Origin of the sequence: Hylemonella gracilis str. Niagara R (genome assembly GCF_000600295.1) — a bacterium.
Taxonomy (GTDB): Bacteria; Pseudomonadota; Gammaproteobacteria; order Burkholderiales; family Burkholderiaceae_C; genus Hylemonella; species Hylemonella gracilis_A.
This window is the reverse complement of record NZ_JEMG01000001.1, coordinates 424,035-448,669: the sequence shown is the minus strand read 5'-3', so window position 1 is coordinate 448,669 and position 24,635 is coordinate 424,035. Positions and strand designations below refer to the sequence as shown.

Annotated in this window: 21 protein-coding genes; 16 read left to right on the top strand and 5 right to left on the bottom strand. The window is 65.5% G+C overall.

Features of this window, described 5'->3' with window-relative positions:
* Window positions 1-23 precede the first annotated feature (23 nt).
* The 11 genes from AZ34_RS02075 (at window position 24) to AZ34_RS02025 (ending at window position 12,894) form a co-directional block, all read left to right on the top strand.
* Window positions 24-734 carry a flagellar hook assembly protein FlgD gene (locus AZ34_RS02075; RefSeq protein WP_051509454.1) on the top strand — a complete coding sequence of 237 codons (711 nt, stop codon included), beginning with the start codon at window positions 24-26 and terminating at the stop codon, window positions 732-734.
* Window positions 735-830: 96 nt separating this feature from the next.
* Entirely contained in the window at window positions 831-2,354 is a 1,524-nt protein-coding gene (locus tag AZ34_RS02070; RefSeq protein WP_035604287.1) for a flagellar hook protein FlgE, read from the top strand.
* A 371-nt stretch (window positions 2,355-2,725) separates the two neighbouring features.
* Window positions 2,726-3,466: a flagellar basal body rod protein FlgF gene (locus AZ34_RS02065; RefSeq protein WP_035604282.1), complete on the top strand. Its 741-nt coding sequence runs from the start codon at window positions 2,726-2,728 to the stop codon at window positions 3,464-3,466.
* Window positions 3,467-3,528: 62 nt separating this feature from the next.
* Window positions 3,529-4,308: a flagellar basal-body rod protein FlgG gene (gene flgG / locus AZ34_RS02060; protein WP_035604279.1), complete on the top strand. Its 780-nt coding sequence runs from the start codon at window positions 3,529-3,531 to the stop codon at window positions 4,306-4,308.
* Window positions 4,308-5,024, top strand: a complete 717-nt coding sequence (locus tag AZ34_RS02055) for a flagellar basal body L-ring protein FlgH (RefSeq protein ID WP_051509453.1) — start codon at window positions 4,308-4,310, stop codon at window positions 5,022-5,024. Before flgG ends, AZ34_RS02055 begins: the two co-directional genes overlap by 1 nt.
* Window positions 5,025-5,055: 31 nt before the next feature.
* Window positions 5,056-6,186: a flagellar basal body P-ring protein FlgI gene (locus AZ34_RS02050; protein WP_035604276.1), complete on the top strand. Its 1,131-nt coding sequence runs from the start codon at window positions 5,056-5,058 to the stop codon at window positions 6,184-6,186.
* A 13-nt stretch (window positions 6,187-6,199) separates the two neighbouring features.
* The gene (gene flgJ, locus AZ34_RS02045) at window positions 6,200-7,171 is read left to right on the top strand and encodes a flagellar assembly peptidoglycan hydrolase FlgJ (RefSeq protein WP_035604272.1); all 972 of its coding nucleotides are present in this window, start codon (window positions 6,200-6,202) and stop codon (window positions 7,169-7,171) included.
* 60 nt (window positions 7,172-7,231) lie between these two features.
* Window positions 7,232-9,337, top strand: a complete 2,106-nt coding sequence (flgK, locus tag AZ34_RS02040) for a flagellar hook-associated protein FlgK (RefSeq protein WP_035604269.1) — start codon at window positions 7,232-7,234, stop codon at window positions 9,335-9,337.
* Window positions 9,338-9,429: 92 nt separating this feature from the next.
* Window positions 9,430-10,806 (top strand): flagellar hook-associated protein FlgL, encoded by a 1,377-nt coding sequence (gene flgL / locus AZ34_RS02035; RefSeq protein ID WP_035604266.1) that lies wholly within the window; start codon window positions 9,430-9,432, stop codon window positions 10,804-10,806.
* 98 nt (window positions 10,807-10,904) lie between these two features.
* Window positions 10,905-12,107, top strand: a complete 1,203-nt coding sequence (locus tag AZ34_RS02030; protein WP_035604264.1) for a hypothetical protein — start codon at window positions 10,905-10,907, stop codon at window positions 12,105-12,107.
* Between the two features lie 88 nt (window positions 12,108-12,195).
* Window positions 12,196-12,894 (top strand): histidine phosphatase family protein, encoded by a 699-nt coding sequence (locus tag AZ34_RS02025; protein ID WP_035604261.1) that lies wholly within the window; start codon window positions 12,196-12,198, stop codon window positions 12,892-12,894.
* 44 nt (window positions 12,895-12,938) lie between these two features.
* On the opposite strand, the gene AZ34_RS02020 is transcribed toward AZ34_RS02025, so the two are convergent.
* From AZ34_RS02020 to AZ34_RS02010, 3 genes are read right to left on the bottom strand one after another with little or no spacing between them, the layout of a single operon-like run.
* Window positions 12,939-13,448, bottom strand: a complete 510-nt coding sequence (locus tag AZ34_RS02020) for a PilZ domain-containing protein (protein ID WP_051509452.1) — start codon at window positions 13,446-13,448, stop codon at window positions 12,939-12,941.
* Between the two features lie 10 nt (window positions 13,449-13,458).
* Complete coding sequence (locus AZ34_RS02015; RefSeq protein WP_035604258.1) at window positions 13,459-14,289, bottom strand: creatininase family protein; 831 nt, start codon at window positions 14,287-14,289, stop codon at window positions 13,459-13,461.
* Window positions 14,286-15,515, bottom strand: a complete 1,230-nt coding sequence (locus AZ34_RS02010) for an SAM-dependent methyltransferase (RefSeq protein ID WP_081767036.1) — start codon at window positions 15,513-15,515, stop codon at window positions 14,286-14,288. Before AZ34_RS02010 ends, AZ34_RS02015 begins: the two co-directional genes overlap by 4 nt.
* 177 nt (window positions 15,516-15,692) lie before the next feature.
* Here AZ34_RS02010 and AZ34_RS02005 point away from each other — a divergent pair, with 177 nt between their 5' ends.
* From AZ34_RS02005 to priA, 5 genes are all read left to right on the top strand, one after another.
* On the top strand, window positions 15,693-17,948 hold the full coding sequence (locus tag AZ34_RS02005; RefSeq protein WP_231495437.1) for a protein-disulfide reductase DsbD family protein: 2,256 nt from the start codon (window positions 15,693-15,695) through the stop codon (window positions 17,946-17,948).
* Between the two features lie 25 nt (window positions 17,949-17,973).
* A complete protein-coding gene (locus AZ34_RS02000; RefSeq protein ID WP_081767035.1) occupies window positions 17,974-18,612 on the top strand; it encodes a redoxin domain-containing protein in 639 nt (212 codons plus the stop codon).
* Between the two features lie 40 nt (window positions 18,613-18,652).
* A complete protein-coding gene (locus AZ34_RS01995) occupies window positions 18,653-19,006 on the top strand; it encodes a hypothetical protein (RefSeq protein WP_035604255.1) in 354 nt (117 codons plus the stop codon).
* Between the two features lie 115 nt (window positions 19,007-19,121).
* Window positions 19,122-20,231, top strand: a complete 1,110-nt coding sequence (gene hemE / locus AZ34_RS01990; protein ID WP_035604253.1) for a uroporphyrinogen decarboxylase — start codon at window positions 19,122-19,124, stop codon at window positions 20,229-20,231.
* 363 nt (window positions 20,232-20,594) lie between these two features.
* A complete protein-coding gene (gene priA / locus AZ34_RS01985; protein ID WP_035604248.1) occupies window positions 20,595-22,838 on the top strand; it encodes a replication restart helicase PriA in 2,244 nt (747 codons plus the stop codon).
* A 70-nt stretch (window positions 22,839-22,908) separates the two neighbouring features.
* Here priA and AZ34_RS01980 read toward each other — a convergent pair whose 3' ends face one another.
* On the bottom strand, window positions 22,909-23,889 hold the full coding sequence (locus AZ34_RS01980) for a Bug family tripartite tricarboxylate transporter substrate binding protein (protein WP_035604245.1): 981 nt from the start codon (window positions 23,887-23,889) through the stop codon (window positions 22,909-22,911).
* A 184-nt stretch (window positions 23,890-24,073) separates the two neighbouring features.
* Window positions 24,074-24,631 (bottom strand): hypothetical protein, encoded by a 558-nt coding sequence (locus tag AZ34_RS01975; RefSeq protein ID WP_035604242.1) that lies wholly within the window; start codon window positions 24,629-24,631, stop codon window positions 24,074-24,076.
* Window positions 24,632-24,635 lie beyond the last annotated feature (4 nt).

Sequence of the window (24,635 nt, the reverse complement as noted above, 5' to 3'; positions counted from 1 at the left end):
TGAATCATTCCTAGGAGCACGCGATGGCCACCGTAGACAGCGCCAGCTACATCGAGAGCTTGGTCAACAAGGGCAATGCCTCCGCTTCGAACAAGTCGGATTCACAAGCCATGCAGGACCGGTTCCTGACCCTGCTGGTCGCCCAGATCAGCAACCAGGATCCGCTCAACCCCATGGACAACGCGCAGATGACCAGTCAGATGGCGCAGATCAACACCGTCACGGGGATCGAGAACCTGAACCAGACCGTGAAGGATCTGGGCAGCCAGTTCACGTCCATGCAGGTGCTTCAGGGCACCTCACTCGTGGGCCGCGAAGTGTTGGTGGAAGACACCACGCTTTCCATCCACCAAACCACCCGGGACAGTACCGAGGAGGGCGCGGAGGAAGGCGAGAAGGAAACGATACGCTATGCCAATGGCGCCATTGATCTCGGCGGCACGGCGAGCAAGGTCAAGGTTGAAATTCTGAACGCAGCTGGCGCGGTCATCGACACCATCGATGCGGGTGCCCTGCCTGAAGGGCGTCATTACTTCAGCTGGGATGCCACCGACTACCAAGGCACAGGCGCCTTGAGCTTCCGCGTTGTGGCCGAAAACAATGGCAAGGCCGTGGAAGCCACCGGTTATGCGCGTCACTACGTGCAATCGGTCGGCATGTCCAACGGATTGATGAAGATCGACCTGATCGGGGCGAAAAGCATCAACTACAGCGACGTACAAGCTGTCCTGTAAGCAGCTGGTCGCAGCACCCCCTAGACACGACACACTGAACCCGTTCACAGCTTCCTCCTCTCACCCCCTTTCCACCTCCCACGAAGGAAAAACACCATGGGCTTCCAACAAGGTCTCTCTGGCCTGAACGCTTCCAGCCGTAGCCTGGACGTGATCGGCAACAACATAGCCAACGCCAACACCTCCGGCTTCAAGTCTGGCCGCGCGGAATTTGGCGACGTCTTCGCGTCCTCCATCGGAGCCTCGGGCGCGGGCACCATCGGCATTGGCGTGGAAGTCTCCACCGTCAGCCAGCAGTTCACGCAGGGCAACATCGCGATCACGAACAACGACCTGGATGTGGCCATCAACGGCAGTGGCTTCTTCACCTTGGAGCTGCAGGATGGTTCCCGGGCCTATTCACGCGCGGGTGAATTCAAGCTGGACCCGCAGGGTTACGTGATCACCAACACCGGCGCGCAAGTGATGGGTTTCCCCACCGACACCGACGGCAATCGCAACAGCGTCACGCTGGAGCCCATGCGCATGCCCACCAGCCAGGGCATCGCGGCGCAGCAGACCACCTCCATCATTGCGTCGAAGTTCACGCTGGATTCGGCCGCGACGGTCTGGAATCAGACCACCCCCCCCACGTCGCTGGCTCGCTTCGGCACGGCCATCGACTGCTACGATTCCCAGGGCAACGTGGTGCCGGTGGAGCTCTACTTCCGCAAGATCGCGCCTAACGTCTGGCAGGTCTACACCGACCCCACCAGCAACACCACGGCCAACACCAGCCAGCTGGCCGTGCTGGAGTTCAACACCAACGGCACGCTCGCGAACAGCTACATCGGTGCGACCCCGCCCGCCACAGGTCCCACAGGTTCCGTCCGGGTGAACAACTGGGGCACGCGTGACGATGGCACTGGCAACGCGGCGGCGGCCTTCACGCTGCCCGACGGCACCCCAATCGCCGCTGGTGCGGCCCTGCCCGCCGTTCCCGTCGTCTACGCGGGCATCAACCTCACGGACAACACCGTCAACACCAACCTGACGGGCGTGAACTACGACATTTCCGCCGCACTCGACGCCAACGGCGCGGTCGCTGGCGGCGGCGCAGTCGCCACGGGCGTGCTGCCGCAGATCAGCGTGACCCTGCCGCCCTCGCCCAACGTCACGACCATCGGCCTGAATGGCACCGGCCTCATCTCGCTGGACCTGGGCGGCATCGCCCAGAACAATTCCCGATTCACGGCCGGTGACCTGGATCAGGATGGTTATGAGCCCGGCGAAATGGTGGGCCTGAAGATCGAAGCCAACGGCATCATCACTGCCCGTTTCTCCAACGGCGAGACCCAGGCTTACGGCCAGCTGGCCCTGGCGAACTTCCGCAACGTGCAGGGGCTGTCGCCGACTGGCAATGGCGAATGGATCGAAACCCAGTCCAGCGGCCAACCCATCTACGGCGGCCCGACCGAGGGCAGTCTGGGCGAGCTGCGTTCTGGCGCGCTGGAAGAATCCAACGTGGATCTGACCAAGGAATTGGTCAACATGATGACGGCCCAGCGCACCTACCAGGCCAATGCACAGACCATCAAGACGCAAGACCAGGTCATGCAGACCCTGGTCAACATGCGATAAGGGATACGGCGGCTTTTTCAGTACGCCCTGTTTCCTACTCCGCGCGCAGTCGGGTGATGGCGTCACCCAAGGGCGCGCGGTCCATACCCAGAAAAGCAGATCTCCCTTTTGCAGCCGCTGGACCTACCAGCGGTTTTTTTTCGCCATGCGCAGGCATGGCCGATCAGACAGGGCCCTCAAGCCTCGGTGAGATCAAGCCCGCCACATCTGGCAAGCCCCAAAGCCGCCAATTACCGCGCCTTTTACCCTCTTTTTCCCTCGCCCCGAGCCTCAAGTTTTTCCACAATCCCCTGCACGAGGTGAAAAGGATGGCCCAGGGAATCACTTGATCTGGCCTCTTTCTCCCGCCCAAATTTGAAAGGCTCGCACCTATGGACCGCATCATCTACACCGCCATGACCGGGGCCAATGCCGCGCAGCATCGGCAATCGGTGCTGTCCAACAACCTCGCAAACCTGTCGACCAACGGCTTTCGCGCGGAGTTGTCCACCTACCGCGCCGTGCCCCTGCGCGGCGAAGGCGCGACCACGCGGGTGTTCGCGCTGGAGGCGACTGCGGGCCAGCGTGACGCACCCGGACCGGCCATGCGCACCGGCCGCGAACTTGACGCCATGCCCCAACAAGGCAGCTGGTTCGCCGTCCAAGGCCTGGACGGAGGCGAGGCTTACACCCGCAATGGCAGCTTCGAAGTGTCCCCCTCGGGCATTCTGCAGACCAGCAATGGGCTGTCCTTGCTTTCCGACAGCGGCAGCCCGATCATCGTGCCAGAGAACGCGGTGATCAGCCTGGGTTCCGATGGCACCGTCAGCGCCCAAAGCGCCGGCCAACCACCCACCACGGTGGGGCGCATCAAGCTCGCCACGGAGACCGAGGAAGACCGGCTGAAGCGCGGTGAGGACGGCCTGTTCCGTCCGATCTCTGGCACGCCCATGGTCAATGACACGAACGCTCGCATGGATGTCGGTGTGCTGGAAGGCTCCAACGTGAACGCGGTGGAAACCATGGTCGGGATGATCCAGACCGCCCGCCAGTTCGAGCAACAGATGCGCATGCTGCAGACCGCTGAGTCCGACGACCGCAGCGCCGCCAAGCTGCTGAGCCTGGAAGGCTGACGCGCTCCACGAAGCCGCCGCCAAGTCGCTCACCCCTCAACCGAATCTAGAAGGACCACGCCATGTTCAATTCCCTGTGGATCGCCAAGACGGGCATGGAAGCCCAGCAACGCCAGCTGGACACCATCTCCAACAACCTGGCCAACTCCTCCACCAATGGTTTCAAGCGCTCCAGCGTCGTCTTCGAGGATCTGATGTACCAGAACCTGCGCAGCGCCGGTTCACCGACCAGCGAACAGACCACCTTGCCAACAGGTCTTCAAGTGGGCCTGGGCGCGCGGGCCGTAGCCACCAGCCGCAACTACACGCAGGGCAACTTGGTGCAAGGCCGGCCGCTGGACGTCGCCATCAATGGCAACGGCTTCTTCCAAGTCTCCATGCCGGACGGCACGACCAACTACACCCGGGATGGCGCGCTGGAGATCAGCCCCGAGGGCGCGCTGGTCACCTCCGGTGGCCTGCCGCTGGCTGACGGCATCGTCATTCCGCCCAATGCCAGCGACCTGTCCATCTCCGAGGATGGCACGGTCACGGCCAAGTTGCCTGGGCAGGTGGTGGCACAAACCATCGGCAATATCACCTTGGCCACCTTCATCAATCCAGCCGGCCTGGAAGCGAAGGGCCAGAACCTGTTCGCGGAGACCGCGGCCAGTGGCACGCCCAACACCAACGCACCGGGCAGCAACGGCACCGGCCAACTGATGCAAGGTTATCTGGAGTCTTCCAACGTCAACGTGGTGCAGGAGCTGGTCACCATGATCCAGACACAACGCGCTTACGAAATGAACTCCAAGGCCATCCAGACCTCCGATCAGATGCTGCAGAAGCTGGGGCAGCTGTGATGAAGCGCTTCATCGACTCCTTGTTCGCTGCGCGCACGCGGCTGCGCGTGCTGCCTGTGGCGGTTGCCACAACCTGGCTGACTGGATGTGCCGTCACCACGCCACAGACCGCCAAGGTGGATTTCGCCATGCCGGCCATGTCGCCCTATCCCGCGCAGACCGTGCCCACGGGCCCGACGAGTGGCAGCCTGTTTCAGAGCGCCACCTACCGCGTGGGCTTCGAGGACCGCCGGGCACGCCAGGTGGGTGACACCGTGACGATCCGCATCGTCGAAAACGTCTCGGCCAGCCAGCAGTCCAGCTCCACGGCCAACCGCAGCGGCAGCATCAGCGGCGGCATCAGCGCCGTGCCGGGCCTGTCGGCGGGTTCGCTGGGCAAGTTCGACATCGGTGCCGAGAACAAGTCTGACTTCTCGGGCAAGGGCGGCACGTCGGCGACCAACACCTTTTCTGGCTCGATCACCACGGTCGTGGCCGAGGTGCTGCCCAACGGCCATCTGGTCGTCGTGGGCGAAAAACAGATTGGACTGAACCAGAACGTGGACGTGCTGCGCTTCACGGGCACGATCGATCCGCTGGCCATCCAACCCGGCAGCATCGTGCTCTCGACCAACGTGGCCAATGTGCGTGTCGAGTCCAGGGGGCGTGGCCCGCAGTACGAGGCGCAGACGGTCGGCTGGCTCACGCGTTTCTTCCACACCCTGTCTCCGTTCTGATGAATCAGCCCGGATTTTCGAGGCCCGCGCCATGAACACTCAGTCCCGTTTTTTCCGCGTCGCCGCCTTGCTGCTCAGCGCCGCCGCGCTGGCTGGCTTGTCCAGCGTCACTCACGCGGCACGCATCAAGGAAGTTGCGTCCATCGAGGGTGTGCGCAGCAACCAACTGACGGGCTATGGCCTGGTCATCGGCCTGGACGGCACGGGTGACCAGACCACCCAGATGCCCTACACGGCACAAACGCTAGCGAACTATCTGCAGCAGCAAGGCATCACGCTGGATCCGGCACTGGCCTCACGCCTGCAGCTCAAGAACGTCGCGGCTGTGCTGGTCACCGCCGAGCTGCCTGCCTTCGCGCGCCCCGGGCAACGCATCGACATCACTGTGTCGTCATTGGGCAACGCCAAGTCTCTGCGCGGCGGCACCTTGGTCACGACCCCGCTGCGCGGTGCGGATGGCCAGATTTACGCGCTGGCGCAGGGCAGCCTGGTGGTCGCGGGCGCGGGCGCATCCGCGGCAGGCAGCAGCGTGCAGATCAATCACCTGAGCGCCGGCCGCGTGCCGAGCGGCGCGCTGGTGGAACGTGCCGTGCCCACCCCCCTCCTGGAGGGCAACAGCGTGCGCCTGGCCTTGAATTCGGACGACTTCCTGACGGCCTCCCGCGTGGCAGACGCCATCAACCAACGCTTTGGCACTGGCGTGGCCAGCGCGATGGACGGCCGTTCGATCGAGGTCCGCGCGCCCACCACGCCCAATGAGCGCATCACCTTCCTGGCCCAGATGGAAGAGCTGAATGTGGAGAACACGGCGCCCTCGGCCAAGGTGATCATCAACTCGCGCACCGGCTCCATCGTGCTCAACCAGGCCGTGACGCTGGGCCCTTGCGCCATCGCTCATGGCAATCTTTCGGTCAGCATCAACAGCACGCCCGTCATCAGCCAGCCTGCGCCGCTGTCGCAGGGGCAGACTGTGGTCACCGAGCAGGCCAGCATCGAAGTCACTCAGCAGCCGGGCAACCTGATTGCCGTCAACGGCGCGCCGACGCTGCAAGAGGTGGTGCGCGCCCTCAACGCCTTGGGCGCCACCCCGCAGGACCTGCTGGCCATCTTGCAAGCCATCAAGGCGGCAGGCGCGTTGAACGCCGAGCTTGAGGTGATCTGAGAGGCATACGACCATGAGCGCCGACCTGCTGTCCAATTCCCAAGCGCTGGCCATCGATGGCTCCAGCCTGGACCGCCTGAGGCATCAGGCCGGGCAGGCCGCGACGCCACAAACCATCCGCGAAGCCGCCAAGCAATTCGAGGCCCTTTTCATGCGCGAGCTCATGAAGAGCATGCGCGAGACCACGATGAGCAGCGGCATGTTCGACAGCCCCATGGGCGACATGGGCACGAGCATGCTGGACGAGCAATACGCCTTGCAGATGAGCGGCATGCCCGGGGGGCTGAGCGAGTTGATCGCCAAGCAGCTCATGCGTCAACTCAAGATGGAGGACGCGTCAGCCTCGAACGACCCATCTTCAGGCCCACCAAGCGCGAGCGCGGCCAGCGCGGCCCAAGCCGCCGCATTGGCGAGCACGCCCCGTGCGCCGACCTCCACCACCGAAGCTCCGTCCAGCGAACCGCTGGTTCCTCCCGCACGCATTCCCGCCGCCGCGCGCGAATTCGTGCAGCAGCATGCGGAGTTGGCCAAGCAGGTCGAACGCAGCAGCGGCCTGCCCGCCAGTTACTTGCTCGGCCAGGCCGGACACGAAACCGGCTGGGGGCGCCGCGAAATCCGCATGGCCGACGGCAGCAACTCCCACAACCTCTTCGGCATCAAAGCTGGCGCCGGGTGGAAGGGCAAGGTGGCCGAGATCACGACCACCGAGTACATCGACGGCACGCCTCGCAAGATCACGGCGAAGTTTCGCGCCTACGATTCCTACGCGGAGTCCTACCGCGACTTCGCCCGCCTCATCGGCAACAGTCCACGATACGCCGATGCACGCGACCAGGCCTTGCAGGCGGACACACCGCATGGGGCCGAATCGGTTCAGAGCTGGACCCAGGGCCTGCAAGACGCAGGCTACGCCACCGACCCGCAATACGCTGAAAAACTCAGCCGCGCCATCAATACCACCCTGCTCCTGCAGCGTCGCATGTGATCCATGCTGCGCAAAACAGGAAAACAGCCTAAGATTTTTCACTGAAAACGGATTTCCGCCATGAGCAGCCTCCTCAGCATCAGCGCCTCCGCCTTGACCGCCAACCAGAACGTCTTGAACGTGATTGGCAACAACATTGCCAATGTCAACACCGAGGGCTATTCGCGCCAGCAGGCGATACTCAAGTCCATTCCGGGCCAATACACGGGCACCGGCTATTACGGCAAGGGCGTCGAGATCACGACGATCAACCGCATCTATGACGAGTTCCTGACCCGCCAAGCCGCCACCAGCAAGTCCGTGGCCGCCGGTGACAGCGTGCGCTCGTCCTACATGCAGCAGCTTGAAAGCCTCTTTCCTGGTGGCGCCAACGGTTTGGGCGCCTCGGTCAGCGAACTGCTCAACTCTTTCTCCGACATCGCCAATGCGCCCACCGATCTGACCGCCCGGGGCGTCACCCTGGCGCGCGCCGAGGAAATGGCGAACCGATTCCGGGCCACGGCGGAGTCCATCAATGAATTGCGCATCGGCGTGAACCAGCAGTTGAACGTGGACATCGCCGCGATCAACAACCTGGCCTCGCAGATCGCCAGCGCGAACCGCGAAATCTCCTTGGCTCTGGGCAGCGGGCACACTCCGAATGACCTGATGGACAAGCGCGATCAGTTGGTGCGTGACCTGAACCGCTACGTGCAGACCTCCAACGTCCAGAACGAAGATGGCACGCTCACACTTTTTGTCGGGGGCAGCCAACCCCTGGTGTTGGGTGGATCGGCCTCCACGGTGGCACTGGTGGGCGATGACTTCAACAGCCCGAACCAGCGCAAATTCGCGATCACCTTCAACGGCAAGGAACGCGTGCTGGACACGCCTTTGCTCGGCGGCGGCGAAGTGGCTGGCCTGCTGCGCTTCTCCAACGAAGATCTGGTTCAGGCCGAGAACATGCTGGGTCGCATGGCCCTGTCCATCGGCACGGTGATGAACAACCAACAGGCCTTGGGCCTGGACTTGAACGGCAACGTCGGCAATCCGCTGTTCAACCTGGCTTCCCCGCCCAGCGCTTACAACGGCAAGCAAAACACCGGCACCCTGAATAATCTGTCGGTGGGCATCTCGCTGAACGACAGCACGGGCACACCCGATGGCATGCAGGATTTCCTGGCCAGCAATTACGAGATCACGTTCACGAGCACGGGCGCGGCACCCTTCACGGCCGTGGTCACCCGCCTCTCCGATGGCGTGCAACAGACCGTCAGCTTCGCCGACAACCCCGCCAACGCCTCCACGAATCTGGAGGCCGAGTTCGACGGCCTGCGCCTGTCCTTCGCCGCCGCGGATGTCCCCGCCTTGGGCGACCGCTTTGTGATCGCGCCGTATTCAACGGCTTCACGCAGTCTGAACGTGGCCTTCACCTCGCCCAAGGAGTTGGCCATGGCCCGGCCGATCACGGCCGAGGCGGCCTCGAACAACAAGGGCGCGCTCACGCTCGCCGGCCTGTCGACGCGCAGCATCCCAACCACCCCGGGACCGGATGTGAGTCTGGTCTTCCTGACGTCCAGCCAATACATCCGCACCGACGACGCGTACTACACCGGTTCGCCGCTTGAAGCCGCGATCACCGCGGGCCTGAGGCCCGGTGACCCCGTCTACGACGCGGCGGTGCTGGACTACCAGACGAACGCCACAGCGGGTGAGCTCTACACCTACTCACCCGGCACGGCCATCGAGGCCGATGGCCGTACCACCAACCTGCCTTTCGACCCGAACACGGAATGGGGCTGGTCGCTCACACTCAAGGGTGTGCCCCAGCCCGGCGATAGCTTCACCGTAAAAACCAATCCCTATACGCAGTTGGATGCCGCCAACGCACAGGCCATGATGGACCTGCGTGACTTGGCGCTGTTTGACAAGGCCCCGCTGACCGATGGCTACGCCAGCATGATCGCCGATATCGGCACCAAGACCCTGGGCGCCAAGCAGACAGCGGCCGTGTCCGAACGCATCGCCGTCAGCATCGAGCAGGACCGTACCGCCGTCAGCGGCGTCAACCTGGACGAAGAGGCGGCCCGCTTGCTGCAGTTCCAACAGGCCTACCAGGCCGCGGGCAAGGCCATGCAGGTTGCGCAGACGCTGTTCGACACGCTGATTGCATCCGTCCGCGCCTGATGCGCAAGCCTGCTTGCCCGCAAAACTGATAACGGCTCAAAGCGCTAAAAACTGAATCCCACGCACAACCCGCGACCGAAAAGGACCTCACCATGGCCATGCGACTTGGCACCGCCAACTCCTACGACCGCACGCTCAACATCCTGACCCAGCGTCAGGTTGAGCTGTCCCAGCAGCAGGAAAAGCTGGCTGCGGGCAAGAAAGTGCTGCGCGGCAGCGACGACCCCACGGGGGCAGCCCAGGCCGAGCGCGCGATGACGCGCGCCGACCGGGTTGACATCGAAGTGCGCGCGCTCAACCTGCAGCGCAACACGGTCGCCCTGACCGAAGGCACGCTGGGCAACAGCATGGATCTTTTGCAGAAGATTCGCGAGAAGATCGTCTACGCCGGTGATGGCGCGCTGACACCCGCCGACCGTGCCGCCCTGGCCGTCGAAATCAAGGGCATGCGCGACCAGTTGTTTGGCTACGCCGTCAAGCAAGACAGCAATGGCATCCCGCTTTTTGGCGGCCTGGGCAGCGCGCCTCAGGCCTTCACCGACGAGGTGGCGGGCGTGGTCTTCAACGGCACCACCGGCAATCGCGCCAGCACCCTGGTCAGCGTGCCCGGCACCATGGATGGGCAAGCCGTCTGGATGAATGTGCCCACGGGCAATGGCATCTTCACCACTGACCTGGGCATGGGCACGCTGCCCACTTCCCCGGCAGCCCTGATTGGCGCGCAAACCGGCATCCCCTACGTGCCGGTTGACCCGGATTGGGCGTTCACCAAGACCATGAACACCACCAACGAAGGCAAGGTGTGGGCTGGCGTGGGAGAAGTGGTGGACCCGGCGGCCTTGACCGGCAACAACTACATCGTGCGGTTCAATGTCACGCCCCAATTGGCCGAACCCGCCCCCATCTCGACCAATCCGGACGACTGGACCTTGGACCCCGTGGTGAGTTATGACATCTACCGCTACGACCCGATCGCCGATCCGACCGGCGCGGCGGCAGTCGCCGTGACCACCGACCAGCCTTACACCAAGGGCCAAGACATCATCTTCGACGGCGTCTCGATCACGCCCAATGGAGATCCGGCCGATGGCGACACCCTGACGATCCAGTCCAGCACCCGCACCAACCTTTTCGCCGTGCTGGACCAGGCCATCGCTGGGATCGACAACGCGGCCAACGGCCACCAGCTGTCACAAGACCTGGCCGTCGCGCTCAGACAGCTCGACAGTGGCAAGGAACGCCTGTCCACGGCGCGCAGCGAGGCCGGTGTGCTGCTCAACCGCGCCGACATCATCGAAGGCACGCAGGAGGACAAGACCCTCCAGCTCGCCGCCGACCGGTCGCGGGCCGAGGACATGGACATGATCAAGGGCATCTCGGACATGCAGAACATGCAAGTCGGCTACCAGGCCGCCCTGCAAACCTATGCCCAGGTTCAGCGACTCTCGCTGTTCAACTTCATCAGCTGATTCGTCGATCGGCCCACCTTCAACCCAGCAAGCCCTGCCCGTCCTCCACCGTCCGGTCGGGCAGGCCTTCGCTAACGCGCCACCCCCGCCTCCACACCATGAGCGCGTCCCCTCTGGCTTCCCTGACCCTCAGCCATCGCCTGCTCTGGGACCAGCGGCGCGCGCTCGCGGGCGCCCAGCTGCTGATCGACACGCCGCCTGACGCCGACATCTCTGGCGCCGGCTACGCGCGGTATCTCTTCGCCACGCTGGCCGATCTCTGGCCACCGCACGCGCCGCCACTGCTGCTGACCCTGCGCAACCCGGCCCTGTTGCTGGACATGCTGACCCAGGCGCAGCCAACCGACCCATCCGGACCGCGCCGCGTCGTGCCGCGAGACGGCGATGCACCGCAAGGGCTCTGGATCGCGCTTGGCCCTGAAATCCAGCAAGACACGGTGCTGGGCCCTCGGGCCCGGCAGGCGGCCGCGCGCGGTCTGCCCGTGCTCTGGACCGGTTCCCAAGACAGCGGGGCGCCGTTCATCCTGCAGGCGCCCGAGCGTCGCCTGCAGGCCGCCCAGGCGCTGGACACCAGCGACCGGGGCACCCAGACCTGGGCCGTCGCTGGCTGGCCCGTCGAGGACACGCTGCGCGAACTGTCGGACGCGGCGCGCGCACCTGCGCGCGCGGCCATCCTGGCCGTGCTGCAGGCCATTGAGGACGACGCCTCGGACGACGACATCGAAGCCTTGCTCTGCGCCGACCCGCTGCTGTGCCACCGCTTCCTGCAACGCGTGAACAAGGCCGCCGCACGCGAGCGCGGCGCCATCGATACCGTGCGCCGTGGCCTGCAGGTCTGGGGGCTCAAGCATGTCTATGCCTGGCTGCACGCGCAACTGGCCAACGCGGACGACCTGCCGGACCTGCGCCCGGTGCGCGTCGGCATGGCCGTGCACGCGCACCTGGTCGAGCACCTGCTGGACCCCGGCGACGAGGAAGACCTGCGTCGTGAGATCTACCTCTGCGGCCTGTACGCGCAGCTGGAGCGGCTGGTGGGTGAGTCGCTGCCCAGTCTGTTGCGCGGCCTGCCGCTGTCGCAGCGCATCCAGCAAGCCTTGCTGGAAAGCAGCGGCCCGTACTACCCGGCGCTGCAGCTGGCCGAAACCATCGAAGCCGGCGACGCGCGAGGACAGCGCCTGCTTGCGGAGAGCTACGGCTATTCCAACGAGGATCTCAGCCGCGCCGTGCTGCGCACGCTGGCGCAAGCGCTGACCCGTCCGCACAGTCTGGGCCTGATCCCGGGCGCGGCCGTGCTGAACTGAGGCGGGCACTTTCACGCTGACGCGCGCGCGACAAGCACGTGCCACTGCGCCGCTGCGAATCAAGCCTCTCGCGGGCATACTGGCTCGCATGCCCACCCTATACCTCGTGCGTCATGGTCAAGCCTCGTTCGGCGCGGCCGACTACGACCGGCTCAGCGAACTAGGCGTACGTCAAAGTGAATTGCTGGGCCAGTATTGGCGCGCACGTGGACGCGGCGCAAGCCCCCACTTCGACGCCGTGTTGACCGGCACGCTGCGACGCCACGCCCAGACCTGGGCGGGCATCGCGCACGGCCTCGGCGTCAACCCCGAAGAGCGCGACATCGCCCGGGCACAGCCCTGGCTCAATGAATACGACAGCGCTGCGCTGCTCGAAGCCTTGGGCGCCACCTCACCCATGCCCGGCGCGGTGGACACGACTGAATCGCGCCGAGCGCATTTCCGCCTGCTGCGCACCGCCTTGTTGCAATGGGCGGCGGGCGCCATCGCGCCGCGTGGCATGCCTTCCCACGCTGATTTCGTGGCTGGCGTGCGCGCGGCGCTGGACCATGTGCGCGAGCACTGCAAGGGGGATGTGCTGATCGTCTCCAGCGGCGGGCCGATCGCGACCGCCGTCGCGCAGGTGCTGGGTGCACCCGCCGAGACGAGCATAGAACTGAACCTGCGCCTGCGCAACAGCGCCGTCACCGAGTTCGATTACACGCCCCGCAGACTCAGCCTGGTGAGTTTCAACACCATCCCGCACTTGGATGCGCCCGGCCGTGAGGACTGGGTCACTTATGCCTGAACTGCGCTTGAATCCGCGCACGCGGCATCGCCCTCGCTTGGGGTTCAGGCTTCGGGCTCGTAGCCGATCAACACGGCCAGTTCGCGCCCGAGGAGGGCGGGGTCCTGCATGTTGCGTTCGATCAGCTGGCGCAGGTGAGTGACGCTGTCCAGGTCGATGTGGGCACATTGCAGACCCACCTGCCAGACCGTGCCAAAACCACCGACACCCGCCGCGGCCTGCTGCGCCACCCGCGCCACGGCGACGTCCATCGCGATGTAGTCCGTGGCCGAGAGCGCCATGCGCAGCCGCCCCCGGCCACCCTGAACCGGCAGCGTGGTGCCGGCGCCCGCGCGCAGTTCGGTCAGCACGCCCTTGAGCGAGATGTCCACCACCTGCACGTCCAGCACGCCGCTGCTCAAGGTCAGACGGGCCGGCGCCTGGAAGACGGAGCGCAGGAAACGACGGTAGGAAAGTTGTTGGGTCAGTGCCATGGGCTTGAGCTCAATCAGATCGGTCTCCGCCGATGAAGTGGTGAAGGAAGCGGAAAAGATTTTCTTCAGAGCACGCAACATGGGCGGATTGTCAGGCCAAAGGCCCTGGCGCCAAAGTATCTGATGGTAATCGGTCCATTTCAGACAGCAAGGCCGCCAAGGCGCGCCCCTGCGCTTCCAGCAGGGCGCGGCCCTGCTCGGCCGTGGCCGCCGCCGCGTCCCCCACGGCACCGGCGGGGTTGTAATCCTGCATCTGCCAAGCCAGCTTGGCGCTGCGCCCGTTGCCCAGGATCGGGAACCGGCCCGCGCGGGCTTGCGAAGCCGAGGCAAAGTGGCGAGCTTGGTCCATACGCACCCACTGCGGGGCCAGCGCCAGCATCATCGCTGTCTCGATCTGGCCAGCATGGATGCCGTAACGATGCTCCTCGGCGCTGAACAGGCCCTCCACATCGGCGGGCAGGGGCAGGTGGAAGGTGTTGACGCTGTAGACCAACATGCCCAGGCGCGCGCGCAGATCACGTGCCACCACATCCAGCAGACCCACCTGACCGCCATGGGCGTTGAGCAGCACCAGCTTGCGCACCCCCGCGCGCGCCACCGATTCGCCCAGCGCGGTCCACAGACCGATCACCACTGGCGCGGGCAGGCTGAGGGTGCCGGGATAAGCCTGGTGCTCGGGACTGAAGCCCACGTCCTGGCTGGGCAGGAAGAGCACCGGCAAGTCCCTCAGATGCGGCAGACTGGCGGCCACCACGCCCTTGACCAGATCGTGATCGACGCTCAAGGGCAGATGCGGGCCATGCTGCTCGGTGGCCCCCAGGGGCAGGACGGCGATCAGACGCGCGCGCTGCGCCGGGTCCAGCCGGGCGAAATCCTGGGTCGTGAGGTCGGCCCAGGCGTGGCTGGGCAAAAATGGGTTCATCGTGCGTACATCCAGCGCCGTGACCAGGGCAACACGGAGGAGGGGCGTCCCGCCTTGCCACACAGCACCTGGTAGAGGGAAATCTCGTCATTGTCGAACGCCCACTGGCAACCGGCAAGGTAGATGCGCCAGATGCGCCAGGTTCTCTCGGGCACCATGCTCCGCAGCTGTTGCGTGCCCGCTTCGAAGGCCTGGCTCCACAGCTGCGTGGTGTGCATGTAGTGGCGGCGCAGGCTTTCCACATCCAGCGCCTCCAGACCGCCCAGCTGCATGGTCCGTAGCACGGTGCTGATGTGCGGCAACTCCCCTTGCGGAAACACATACCGGTCGACGAAACGCCCGCCGCCATGGGAGGTTTCACCGTTGTTCGCGTCGGTGGAGGTGATGCCGTGGTTGAGCACCCACCCATCGTCCGTCAGCAGCTTGCGGATCTGGGCGAAATAAGCCTCCAGGTAGTTCAGCCCGACATGCTCGAACATGCCCACGCTGGTGATGCGGTCGAACTGCCCCTCCAGGTCGCGGTAGTCCTGCAAGCGGATCTCGACCTGGTCCTGCAGGCCTGCGGCCTTGACGCGCTCGGTGGCCAGGTCGAACTGGTTCTGCGACAGCGTCACACCCACGCAACGCGCGCCAAACTTCTGCGCGGCGCGGATCACCAGGGCACCCCAGCCACAGCCGATGTCCAGCAACCGGTGCCCGGGCCGAAGCTGGACCTTGGTCAGGATGTGGTCGATCTTCTTGAGTTGCGCCTCTTCCAGCGTCTCATCGCCATTCTCGAAGTAGGCGCAGGAATAGACCATGCGCGGGTCCAGCCAAGTCTGGTAGAAGGCGTTGGACACGTCGTAGTGGTACTGGATGGCTTCCTTGTCGCTTTTTTTCGTGTGTTTGAAATGACGCACGATGCGCGTCAGCCGACCCTCGGTCTGGCTGCCGGCCTCGGCCAACTGGTGCCCCAGCGCCAGGATGTCGGCAACGCTGCCTTCCACGTCCAGCAGGCCTTCCACATAGGCTTCCCCCAGATTGTCCAGGCTGGGGCTGAGCAGGCGCGTCACCACGCTGGGCTTGCGCAACCGGATCGTCACCTTGGGTGTCTCGAAGTCACCGAGCTTGAGGCCACCGCCTTCGCCCGTTTCGCCAAACTGCACCAGGACGGGCAGATCTGTTTTCTTTCTCAGCTTCGCCGCCCAAGGGGCGAGCGCCGCTTCCATCTTGCTGACTGCAACCATCACTACAACTCTCCAAAGACGAGGATTTCGTTACAGGAACCGGAAAGAAAGACCATTATGACCACCGATGGCACCAACCCGTCGGCGCCCGGCAGTAGCCGAGATCAAAGCCCAGTTATCCCTTGACAGGTCTGCGGGGATGCTGAATCCCTAGGGGCCTGACTTAACATCGCCCGCATGATGTTCCGTGGTCCGCGCCTTCTTGTGTCCTGCCCCGCCTGGTTTGCCCGCCTCTTGGCCCTGTCCGGTCTGAGTCTGGGCCTGCTTGCGACGGGCGACTTGAGCCAGGCGCAGAGCTTCTTGAACCCGGGCTCCGGCGGCGCGGTGGTGCAGACCGCGCAAGCGCGCACCGAACTCATCGCCCACGCCCCCGAAGGCGTCGTCCCTGGGCAAACCCTGTGGGCAGGCCTGCGCATCACGCATGCCAAGGATTGGCACACCTATTGGAAGAACCCGGGTGACTCGGGCCTGCCCACGGAACTGCAGTGGACGCTGCCGCCGGGCATCACGGCTGGCGCGATCGACTGGCCGGTCCCGAGGAAATTCGCCATCGGCAGCACCGATCCCTTGATCAACTACGGCTATGACGACACGGTGTTGTTGCCCGTGCCACTGACGGTTGCGGCGGACTTCCGCGCCGCGCCCGGGCAGAACGAGCTGACGCTGCAGCTGCAGGCCAGCTGGCTGATCTGCCGCAGCGAGTGCATCCCCGAGGAAGGGCGCTACACCTTGCGCATTCCCTTGCGCGGCGCCACCACCATGGACGCGGCGGCCTTCGCGGCGGCGCGGCAGGTCCGGCCGCGAGCACTGCCCCTCGGCGCGAGTCGCCTGGACATTGAGGGCCAAGCCTTGAAGCTGACGGTCGCCGGCCTGCCCGACCGGCTGCACGGACAGCGGCTGGACGCCTTCCCTGAAACAGCCGAGGTGCTGAATCCTTCCGCGCCCTGGACGCAGGCCTGGCAAGGCGGGCTCTGGACCGCGACTCTGCCGATTTCGCACCAGCGCAGCGCCAGCCCGACCGTGCTGCCAGTGGTGCTGAGCGTGGCCCTCGACCCATCGACGCACGGCAACGCCCGTGAAGGCTGGCGCCTTGAGCTTCCGGTGCGTCAGCCCTGGCCTGAAGCCGCGGCGCCGACGGCCATTTCCCCCGCGCTGCAGGCGGCGCTGGACGCGAACCGGGCCGTTGCAAACCTCGCCCCGCCCATGCCCGCCGCGCCGCCCGCGTCCTCCCTGACCTTCCTCGCGGCCCTCGCGCTGGCCGTGCTGGGCGGGCTGATCCTCAACCTCATGCCCTGCGTGCTGCCCATCCTGGCCATCAAGGTGCTGGGCTTCGCACAACATGCCCAGGACCGGCGCGCCCTGCGGCTGGGCGGCCTGGCCTACACGGCGGGCGTGCTGCTGAGCGTCCTCGCGCTGGGCCTGGTCCTGCTGGGCCTGCGCGGCGCTGGCGAGAGCCTGGGCTGGGGCTTCCAGCTACAGAGCCCGGCCATGGTGGCTGCGCTGGCCGCGCTCTTCACGGTGATCGCGCTCAACCTCGCCGGCCTGTTCGAGTTCGGACAGATGGCGCCAGGCCGGCTGGCTGCCCTGCAAGCCCGCCATCCCATGCTGGACGCGCTGCTGACCGGCGTGCTGGCCGTGGTCGTGGCTTCGCCTTGCACCGCGCCCTTCATGGGTGCAGCCCTGGGCCTGGCCGCCACGCTGCCGGCACACCAAGCCCTGGCCATCTTCGCAGCCCTGGGCCTGGGCCTGGCCCTGCCGTATCTGGTCGCCAGCTTCATCCCGGCCGTGGCGCGTCTGCTGCCCCGGCCCGGCCTCTGGATGCTGACCTTGCGCCGCATGTTGGCCTTCCCCATGCTGCTCACTGTCGTCTGGCTGGTCTGGGTGCTGGGTCATCAAAGCGGCGTGGACGGCGCGGCCACCCTGCTGGTGCTGTTGGTGCTGCTCTCGGCCCTGATCTGGGCACTGACGCTGCACGGTCGTACACGCCTTTTACTGGCCGCCTTGCTGCTGATCACGAGTGGCTGGTTCGCCGCCACCTTCGGCCCATCGATGTTCACGCCAACAACGCCATCCAGCCAAGCCCAGTCGGGCGACGAACACTGGCAAGCCTGGAGCCCCGCGCGGGAACAAGCCCTGCTGGCCGAAGGTCGCGCCGTGTTCGTGGACTACACCGCTGCCTGGTGCGTCACCTGCCAGGTCAACAAGCGCACGACGCTGAATGACGCGCAGGTGCTGAAAGCCTTCACCGCGCGCAACGTCGTCCTGCTGCGTGCCGACTGGACCCGGCGCGACCCGGCCATCGGCGCCGCGCTGACGGCGCTGGGCCGCAGCGGCGTGCCCGTCTACGTGCTGCACCGGCCAGGCGTCGCGCCGCTGGTGCTGTCCGAATTGCTGAGTCCGGGCGAAGTGCAGCGCGCCCTGGACACCCTGTGAACCGCTGCGCCCTCAGGAGCACATCATGCTGACCCAGCTGTCTTTCCCCCTCGCCCTTTTCAGCCTCTGCGCAGCGGCGCTGAGCCTCGGCACGGCGCCGCTCCCGGCACGCGCCGCCGCCGGCCCATCCGTCGGCCAGACCGCGCCGGATTTCAGCCTGCAGGACGTGACCGGCAAGACCGTGCGCCTATCGAACTTCCGCGGACGCTACGTGGTGCTGGAATGGAATAACCCGAGCTGTCCCTTCGTGCAGAAGCATTACAGCAGCGGAAATATGCAGCAGTTGCAGAAGGAAGCCGCCGCGAAGAACGTGGCCTGGCTCACGATCAACTCGACCGAGGCCAGCCACGTCGACTACCAGCCCCCGGCTCAGCTGGGGCGCTGGATGCGCGAACAGGGCGGCGCGCCTGCCGCCACGCTGATGGACGCCGAAGGCGTGGCGGGCCGTGCCTATGCCGCCCGGGTCACGCCGCACATGTACATCGTCGATCCGCAAGGCCGTCTGATCTACGCGGGCGGCATCGACGACAAGCCCTCGGCGCGCGCCAGCGACATCAACGGCGCCACCAATTACATCCGTGTCGGACTGAGCCAGGCCCTCGCCGGCCAGCCCCTGAACCAGGCCACGACACGCGCCTACGGCTGCACCATCAAGTACAAATGAGGTGGAGGGGACACTGCGGGGCATCGGGCAAAATCCAGCCATGAGCGAGACATCCCCGGCCCCAGAGCCCATCTACGTGCCCCATGAAGAGTTCCGCACCGGCCTACCGGCCGGGCTCTTCCGGCTCATCGTCAACCCCGAACGCGCCACCAAGTACGTCAAGCACCGCCTGATGCTGACGGCGCTGATCCTGCCCATCATCGGCGCGGGCATCGGCATGGCCTGGTACGGCTACCGCTGGATTGGCCTGGGCATGGTGCTGCTGGGCGTGGTCGCGCACCGCCTGGTCGCCCACCAAGCACCCAAGATCCTGCTGTACATGGCCTTGCGCGACCCCAAGATCTACCACGAAGCCATCGACTTCGAGATCCTGGAAGTTCGGCGGGCGCGGTAAGCCGACGACCGCGAACCACCTCAGTCGTCAGGCACAACGCAAGCCAACGGTGGTTGGCAAACCGCCCGCGGCGGGCAAAGGCGGGGGGCCGAACAATCCTTGCGACAATCGGGGCATGACCCGCTTCGCCCCCCTGAAAAACGACTGCTTCCTGCGTGCCTGCCTGCGCCAGGCCACCGACTACACCCCGCTGTGGCTGATGCGCCAGGCCGGGCGTTACCTGCCCGAGTACCGCGCCACCCGCGAACGCGCGGGCAGTTTCATGGGCTTGGCGACGAACGTGGATTACGCCACCGAAGTCACGCTGCAGCCACTGGACCGTTACGCGCTGGACGCGGCGATTCTGTTTTCCGACATCCTGACCGTGCCCGATGCCATGGGATTGGGCCTGTCCTTCGCCCAGGGCGAAGGGCCGAAGTTCGCGCGCCCCGTGCGCGATGAAGCCGCCGTGGGGGCGCTGGCCGTGCCGGACCTGGACCGTCTGCGCTACGTCTTTGATGCCGTCACGTCCATCCGCAAGGCACTGGACGGCCGCGTGCCCCTGATCGGCTTTTCCGGTAGTCCCTGGACCTTGGCCTGCTACATGGTCGAGGGCGCGGGTTCGGACGACTACCGCCTGGTCAAGAGCATGTTGTACGCGCGCCCGGACCTGATGCACCGCATCCTGCAGGTGAACGCGGACGCCGTGTCCGCCTACCTGAACGCGCAGATCGACGCGGGCGCACAAGCCGTGATGGTGTTCGACAGCTGGGGCGGCGTGCTGGCCGATGGCGTGTTCCAGCAATTCAGCCTGGCTTACACCGCGCGTGTGCTGGCCCAACTCAAACGCACCGGCGTGGATGGCAAGGTGGTGCCGCGCATCGTCTTCACCAAGGGCGGCGGCCTATGGCTGCGTGAGATGGGCGCGCTCGATTGCGAGGTGCTGGGCCTGGACTGGACGGTCAACCTCGGCTCTGCACGCACGCTGGTGGGTGAAGGCGCGCGGGGCAAGGCGCTGCAGGGCAACCTGGACCCGAACGTGCTGTTCGCGCCACCCGCTGCCATCGAGGCGGAAGTGGCCAAGGTGCTGGCCAGCTTCGGCACGCCGCACACCGACACCACGCGACCCGGTCCCACGCACATCTTCAACCTGGGCCACGGCATCAGCCAATACACACCGCCCGAGCATGTGACGGCGCTGGTCGAGGCCGTGCACGCGCAATCACGGGCGCTGCGGCGAGCGTGAGACAGGCGCACGCCAAAGCACTTCCGGCCAGGCCTTGTCAAGGGGTCCAGGGCTTACTTATGCACAAAACCGGTAAACCCTGTGACGCAGACAAGAGAGGCGGCTTGCCCCTCGCTACAAAAGCCATAGCGCATCTAAGTTGTTGATTCATATAGGTATCCGGAATTGCTTTTTTCAAAGGCAATTTGTTGGAAGCCTTGATTTACAAGGCTTGCGCCGGTTTGTCAGGGGAGCTTTCAACAAAGTTATCCACAGAAGCATTGGATTAGTTCCGAGCCCTTGCAGATCAAGTACTTAGCGGCACTTTCGCCAAACAGGCACAAGATCACTGGCTAAGTCAGCCCCCGAAGCAACCCTCCCCGCATGGCGCATCCCCTTCCCATCCTGGTCCCCACGCCGGCACACAGCAAGATCCACCAGTCGGGTGGCATGCTGACCTGGCTGAGTGAGCAGGCACTTGCGCCCGGCACCCTGGTGCGTGTTCCGCTGGGCAAGCGCGTGCTGCTGGGCATCGTCTGGGACCGCGCAGACGGGGCGGCGGACCTGCCGGCGATCGACGCAGACAAGCTCCGTCCCATCACGGAAGCACTGACGGCACTGCCGCCCCTGTCGGCGAGCTGGCGGCGGTTGGTGGATTTCACCGCCCGTTATTACCAGCGCTCGGCAGGCGAAGTCGCCCTGGCGGCCTTGCCGCCCGCTTTGCGCGAGCTGAGCGGGGAGCAGCTGGCGCGAAGGCTCAAGAAACGGCGCCGGCCAGAGCAGGAAACCCAAACGTCTGGTGCGCCGGATGCGTCCAGCCCACCCGCCGTCGCGCTGCCCACGCTGACGGCCGAGCAGGCCGCCGCGCTCGAGGCCCTGGCCAGCCGCGACGCCAGCGCGCCCTTCCTGCTGTTTGGCGCCACCGGCAGCGGCAAGACCGAGGTCTATCTGCGCGCGGTGCAAGCCCTGCTGGCGCGTGACCCGCTGGCCCAGGCCCTGGTCATGGTGCCCGAGATCAACCTGACGCCGCAGCTCGAAGCGCGCTTTGTCGAGCGCTTCGGCGCCGCCAGCGTGGTGTCCTTGCACAGCGGCATGACCAACCCGCAACGCCTGCAGAGCTGGCTGGCCGCGCATGGCGACATGGCGCGTGACGGCGCAACTGATCAGGAGGGCGAGGAATCAGCCCCCCCTACCAGCCCGGCGCGCATCGTGCTGGGCACGCGCATGGCGATCTTCGCCTCCCTGCCGCGCCTGCGGCTCATCGTCGTAGACGAGGAGCACGACCCCAGCTACAAACAGCAGGAAGGCGCGCGTTACTCGGCGCGCGACCTGGCCATCTACCGCGGCCGGCTGGAAAACGCCCAGGTCCTCCTCGGCTCGGCCACGCCCTCGCTGGAAAGCTGGCACCACAGCCGGCCCGCCGAGCAAGGCGGACGCTACGTCCGCCTTGCCATGCCCAGCCGCGTGGGCGCCGTCGCCGGGCCCGATGCGCCGGGTGGTGGTCTGCCGCTGGTGCGGCGCGTGGACATGCGGCACCAGCCCAAGGGCGCGGTGTTCTCGCCCCCCCTGCTCGCGGCCATGCAGGAGCGCATCGCGCGTGGCGAGCAATGCCTGGTCTTCCTGAACCGGCGTGGTTACGCCCCCGTGCTGCATTGCGCCGAATGCGACTGGAAAAGCGAGTGCCCGCACTGCAGCGCCTACCGCGTCTTCCACAAGATCGACCGCACGCTGCGCTGCCACCACTGCGGCCACGCCGAGCGCGTGCCACGCGCCTGCCCCTCTTGCGGCAGCCCGGATATCCGGCCCATCGGACGCGGCACGGAACAGATCGAGGAACAGCTGGCCGCGCTGCTGGCCGGGGTACGGCGGCCACGCGGCGGTGCAGCGGTGGCCGCCTCCACGGACGCACCCGATGGCGACCCGGTGCGCATCGCCCGCATCGACGCCGACACCACACGGCGCAAGGGCGAGCTGGAGGCCCAGCTGGCCCAGGTGCACCAGGGCGAGGTGGATGTGCTGGTGGGCACGCAGATGGTGGCCAAGGGCCATGACTTCCGCAACATCACCCTGGTCGCGGTCATCAACCCGGACACCGCCCTGTACTCCAGCGACTTCCGCGCGCCCGAGCGCCTATTCTCTTTGCTGATGCAGGTGGCGGGACGCGCCGGCCGGGATGTCGTCCTGGGGACGCGCAGCGAAGTGTGGGTGCAGACCGAGCACCCCACGCACCCGCTGTACGAAGCACTGAAACAGCACGATTACCCCGCCTTCGCCGCGCAACAATTGCAGGAACGCGAGCAGGCGGGCTTGCCGCCTTTCAGTTTTCAGGCCTTGGTGCGCGCCGAAGCCCGCACCCAGGATGGCGCGCAAGCCTTCCTGAACGCCGCTGGCGCCCTGGGCCAGGACGCGGCCGCGCGGCTGGCGGTGACGCTCTACCCCGCAGTGCCCATGAGCGTGCAGCGCGTGGCCAATGTGGAGCGCGCGCAGATGCTGGTGGAAAGCGCCTCGCGCGCGGCGCTGCAGCGCTTCCTCTCGGACTGGCAATTGACCTTGCACGAATTGCGTGGCGCACCCGAGGGGCAAGGTATCCTGCGCTGGGCTGTGGACGTGGACCCGCTGGCGATCTGAGCGACGAGCCGGGCTCGGAAACGCCGACCGGTCCAGTCACGGCAAGTGGATGGCCCGCGATGGCAACGCCTCAATCCAACTTGACGCCTGCCGCCTCGACGATGCCCTTCCACTGCGGGTACTCGGTGCGCAGCTGCGTGGCGAAGGCCGCCGCGCTCTTGGCCTGGGGCTCGGCACCCTGGGCCTGGATGGCGGCGCGCACGGTCGCGTCCTGCAGCAGGCTGTTGACGGCGGCGTGGAGCTTGTCCACCACGGGCGCGGGCGTGCCTGCGGGCGCGAACAGGCCGTACCAGGTGCTCACGTCGAAATCTTTCAAGCGAGCCGCCTGCGCCACCGTGGGCACTTCAGGCAGGGAGGAACTGCGCGCGGCGGACGTGACCGCCAGGGCGCGCAGTTTCCCCGCCTTGATCTGCCCCATGGCCGAAGGGACGGAAGACACCAACAGATCGATGTTGCCGGCCAGCGCGTCCATCAGGGCCGGATTGGAGCCCTTGTAGGGCACATGCGTGAGCTGGATGCCAGCAGCCTTCTGGAACAGCTCCGCAGCCAAGTGGATGGACGTGCCATTGCCCGGGGAGCCGTAGCTGATCTTGCCCGGGTCCTTGCGCGCCGCGGCGATCACGTCCTCCAGACTCTGGTACTTGGAACTGACGCTGGTCGCGATCAGCACCGGGGTATAGGCCACATGGGACACGGCCACGAGGTCACGGGTCGGATCCCAGGTCAACCCTTTGTAGAGCCAAGGACCGATGACCAGGTTGTCCTTCTGGCCCATCACCAGTTCATAACCCGTGGGTGCGGCCTTGACGGCCTCGCCGATGCCGATGGTGCCGCCCGCGCCGGCCTTGTTGTCGGCCACCAGGGTCCAGCCCTGCCGGGCACCGAGTTCGGTCGCCACCAGACGCGCCAGGATGTCGGTACCGCCGCCGGGCGGGAAGGGCACGATGAGGCGGATGGGTTTGTCGGGGTAGCTGGTCTGGGCCCACGCCACGCAAAAAGGGAACAGGCAGCTTGCGACAACGAGCAGGACGCGGATTACGCGGTGAGTCATGGCGGAATGGTATTAGTCGATCGAGCACGCACTATAGGTCGGGCTTCCCCTGATTTGCACAGATGATGTCTGTCCGCGACGTCGGTGAAGTCACGGTTGACAAGCCTATTCCAAGGCCGTCGAACGGGAAAAACAAAAGCCGCCGGGCTTGCGCACCGGCGGCCGACGGAAAACCGCGAGCGATTTACTTGGCGATGGTTTGCGCCACAGATGCGGCCATCTTGTCGATCAATACAAGATGATTCCCGATATTGCCTTTCTGAAGCATCAATGGACTTTTAACCGACCACACTTCCTCTCCACTGGCCACATCAAAAAGGAATCCACTTTCCAAGGTCGCGAAGTCTGGCCGGAATGTCATGGGTGCCGCATTCATGAATTCACCCAGCCCCAAAACCAACACATAGTCGGCCTTGACTTTCCTGGCCTCCGCCAGCGCGTCGGATTTCGTGATGATGGTGGTGTTATTGATCGTCGCCGTCGGCTCGAACGAAACAAGCTTGAGGTTGGTCCTCTGAGCGAGTTTTTCGTTGACCGCTTTTCGCAGGTACTCCCCACTGCCTTTGCCCATCTCGTGCGGTTGGCCGTTTTGAACGACATCGTGCGGGGGCATGATAAGCAGCGTAGCGTTGTCACGGAGCTTGGCGGATTTGGTGGTGCGGAGCCCCGATGCGCAGCCCGACAGCAAAACTGCGCTTGCCAAGATGGCGACCCAAAAGCCGATCTTTCTTGAATTCTTCATGGTT

What these genes read in the sequence shown, in the direction of transcription:
- flgJ (WP_035604272.1), top strand. Translation starts at nt 6,200, where the DNA reads ATGAGCGCCGACCTGCTGTCCAATTCCCAAGCGCTGGCCATCGATGGC.
- AZ34_RS01975 (WP_035604242.1), bottom strand. Translation starts at nt 24,631, where the DNA reads ATGAAGAATTCAAGAAAGATCGGCTTTTGGGTCGCCATCTTGGCAAGC.
- AZ34_RS02055 (WP_051509453.1), top strand. Translation starts at nt 4,308, where the DNA reads ATGAAGCGCTTCATCGACTCCTTGTTCGCTGCGCGCACGCGGCTGCGC.
- AZ34_RS02030 (WP_035604264.1), top strand. Translation starts at nt 10,905, where the DNA reads ATGAGCGCGTCCCCTCTGGCTTCCCTGACCCTCAGCCATCGCCTGCTC.
- flgK (WP_035604269.1), top strand. Translation starts at nt 7,232, where the DNA reads ATGAGCAGCCTCCTCAGCATCAGCGCCTCCGCCTTGACCGCCAACCAG.
- flgL (WP_035604266.1), top strand. Translation starts at nt 9,430, where the DNA reads ATGGCCATGCGACTTGGCACCGCCAACTCCTACGACCGCACGCTCAAC.
- AZ34_RS02005 (WP_231495437.1), top strand. Translation starts at nt 15,693, where the DNA reads ATGATGTTCCGTGGTCCGCGCCTTCTTGTGTCCTGCCCCGCCTGGTTT.
- AZ34_RS02070 (WP_035604287.1), top strand. Translation starts at nt 831, where the DNA reads ATGGGCTTCCAACAAGGTCTCTCTGGCCTGAACGCTTCCAGCCGTAGC.
- AZ34_RS01995 (WP_035604255.1), top strand. Translation starts at nt 18,653, where the DNA reads ATGAGCGAGACATCCCCGGCCCCAGAGCCCATCTACGTGCCCCATGAA.
- AZ34_RS02050 (WP_035604276.1), top strand. Translation starts at nt 5,056, where the DNA reads ATGAACACTCAGTCCCGTTTTTTCCGCGTCGCCGCCTTGCTGCTCAGC.
- AZ34_RS02025 (WP_035604261.1), top strand. Translation starts at nt 12,196, where the DNA reads ATGCCCACCCTATACCTCGTGCGTCATGGTCAAGCCTCGTTCGGCGCG.
- AZ34_RS02015 (WP_035604258.1), bottom strand. Translation starts at nt 14,289, where the DNA reads ATGAACCCATTTTTGCCCAGCCACGCCTGGGCCGACCTCACGACCCAG.
- AZ34_RS01980 (WP_035604245.1), bottom strand. Translation starts at nt 23,889, where the DNA reads ATGACTCACCGCGTAATCCGCGTCCTGCTCGTTGTCGCAAGCTGCCTG.
- flgG (WP_035604279.1), top strand. Translation starts at nt 3,529, where the DNA reads ATGTTCAATTCCCTGTGGATCGCCAAGACGGGCATGGAAGCCCAGCAA.
- hemE (WP_035604253.1), top strand. Translation starts at nt 19,122, where the DNA reads ATGACCCGCTTCGCCCCCCTGAAAAACGACTGCTTCCTGCGTGCCTGC.
- AZ34_RS02065 (WP_035604282.1), top strand. Translation starts at nt 2,726, where the DNA reads ATGGACCGCATCATCTACACCGCCATGACCGGGGCCAATGCCGCGCAG.
- AZ34_RS02075 (WP_051509454.1), top strand. Translation starts at nt 24, where the DNA reads ATGGCCACCGTAGACAGCGCCAGCTACATCGAGAGCTTGGTCAACAAG.
- AZ34_RS02000 (WP_081767035.1), top strand. Translation starts at nt 17,974, where the DNA reads ATGCTGACCCAGCTGTCTTTCCCCCTCGCCCTTTTCAGCCTCTGCGCA.
- priA (WP_035604248.1), top strand. Translation starts at nt 20,595, where the DNA reads ATGGCGCATCCCCTTCCCATCCTGGTCCCCACGCCGGCACACAGCAAG.
- AZ34_RS02020 (WP_051509452.1), bottom strand. Translation starts at nt 13,448, where the DNA reads ATGTTGCGTGCTCTGAAGAAAATCTTTTCCGCTTCCTTCACCACTTCA.
- AZ34_RS02010 (WP_081767036.1), bottom strand. Translation starts at nt 15,515, where the DNA reads ATGGTTGCAGTCAGCAAGATGGAAGCGGCGCTCGCCCCTTGGGCGGCG.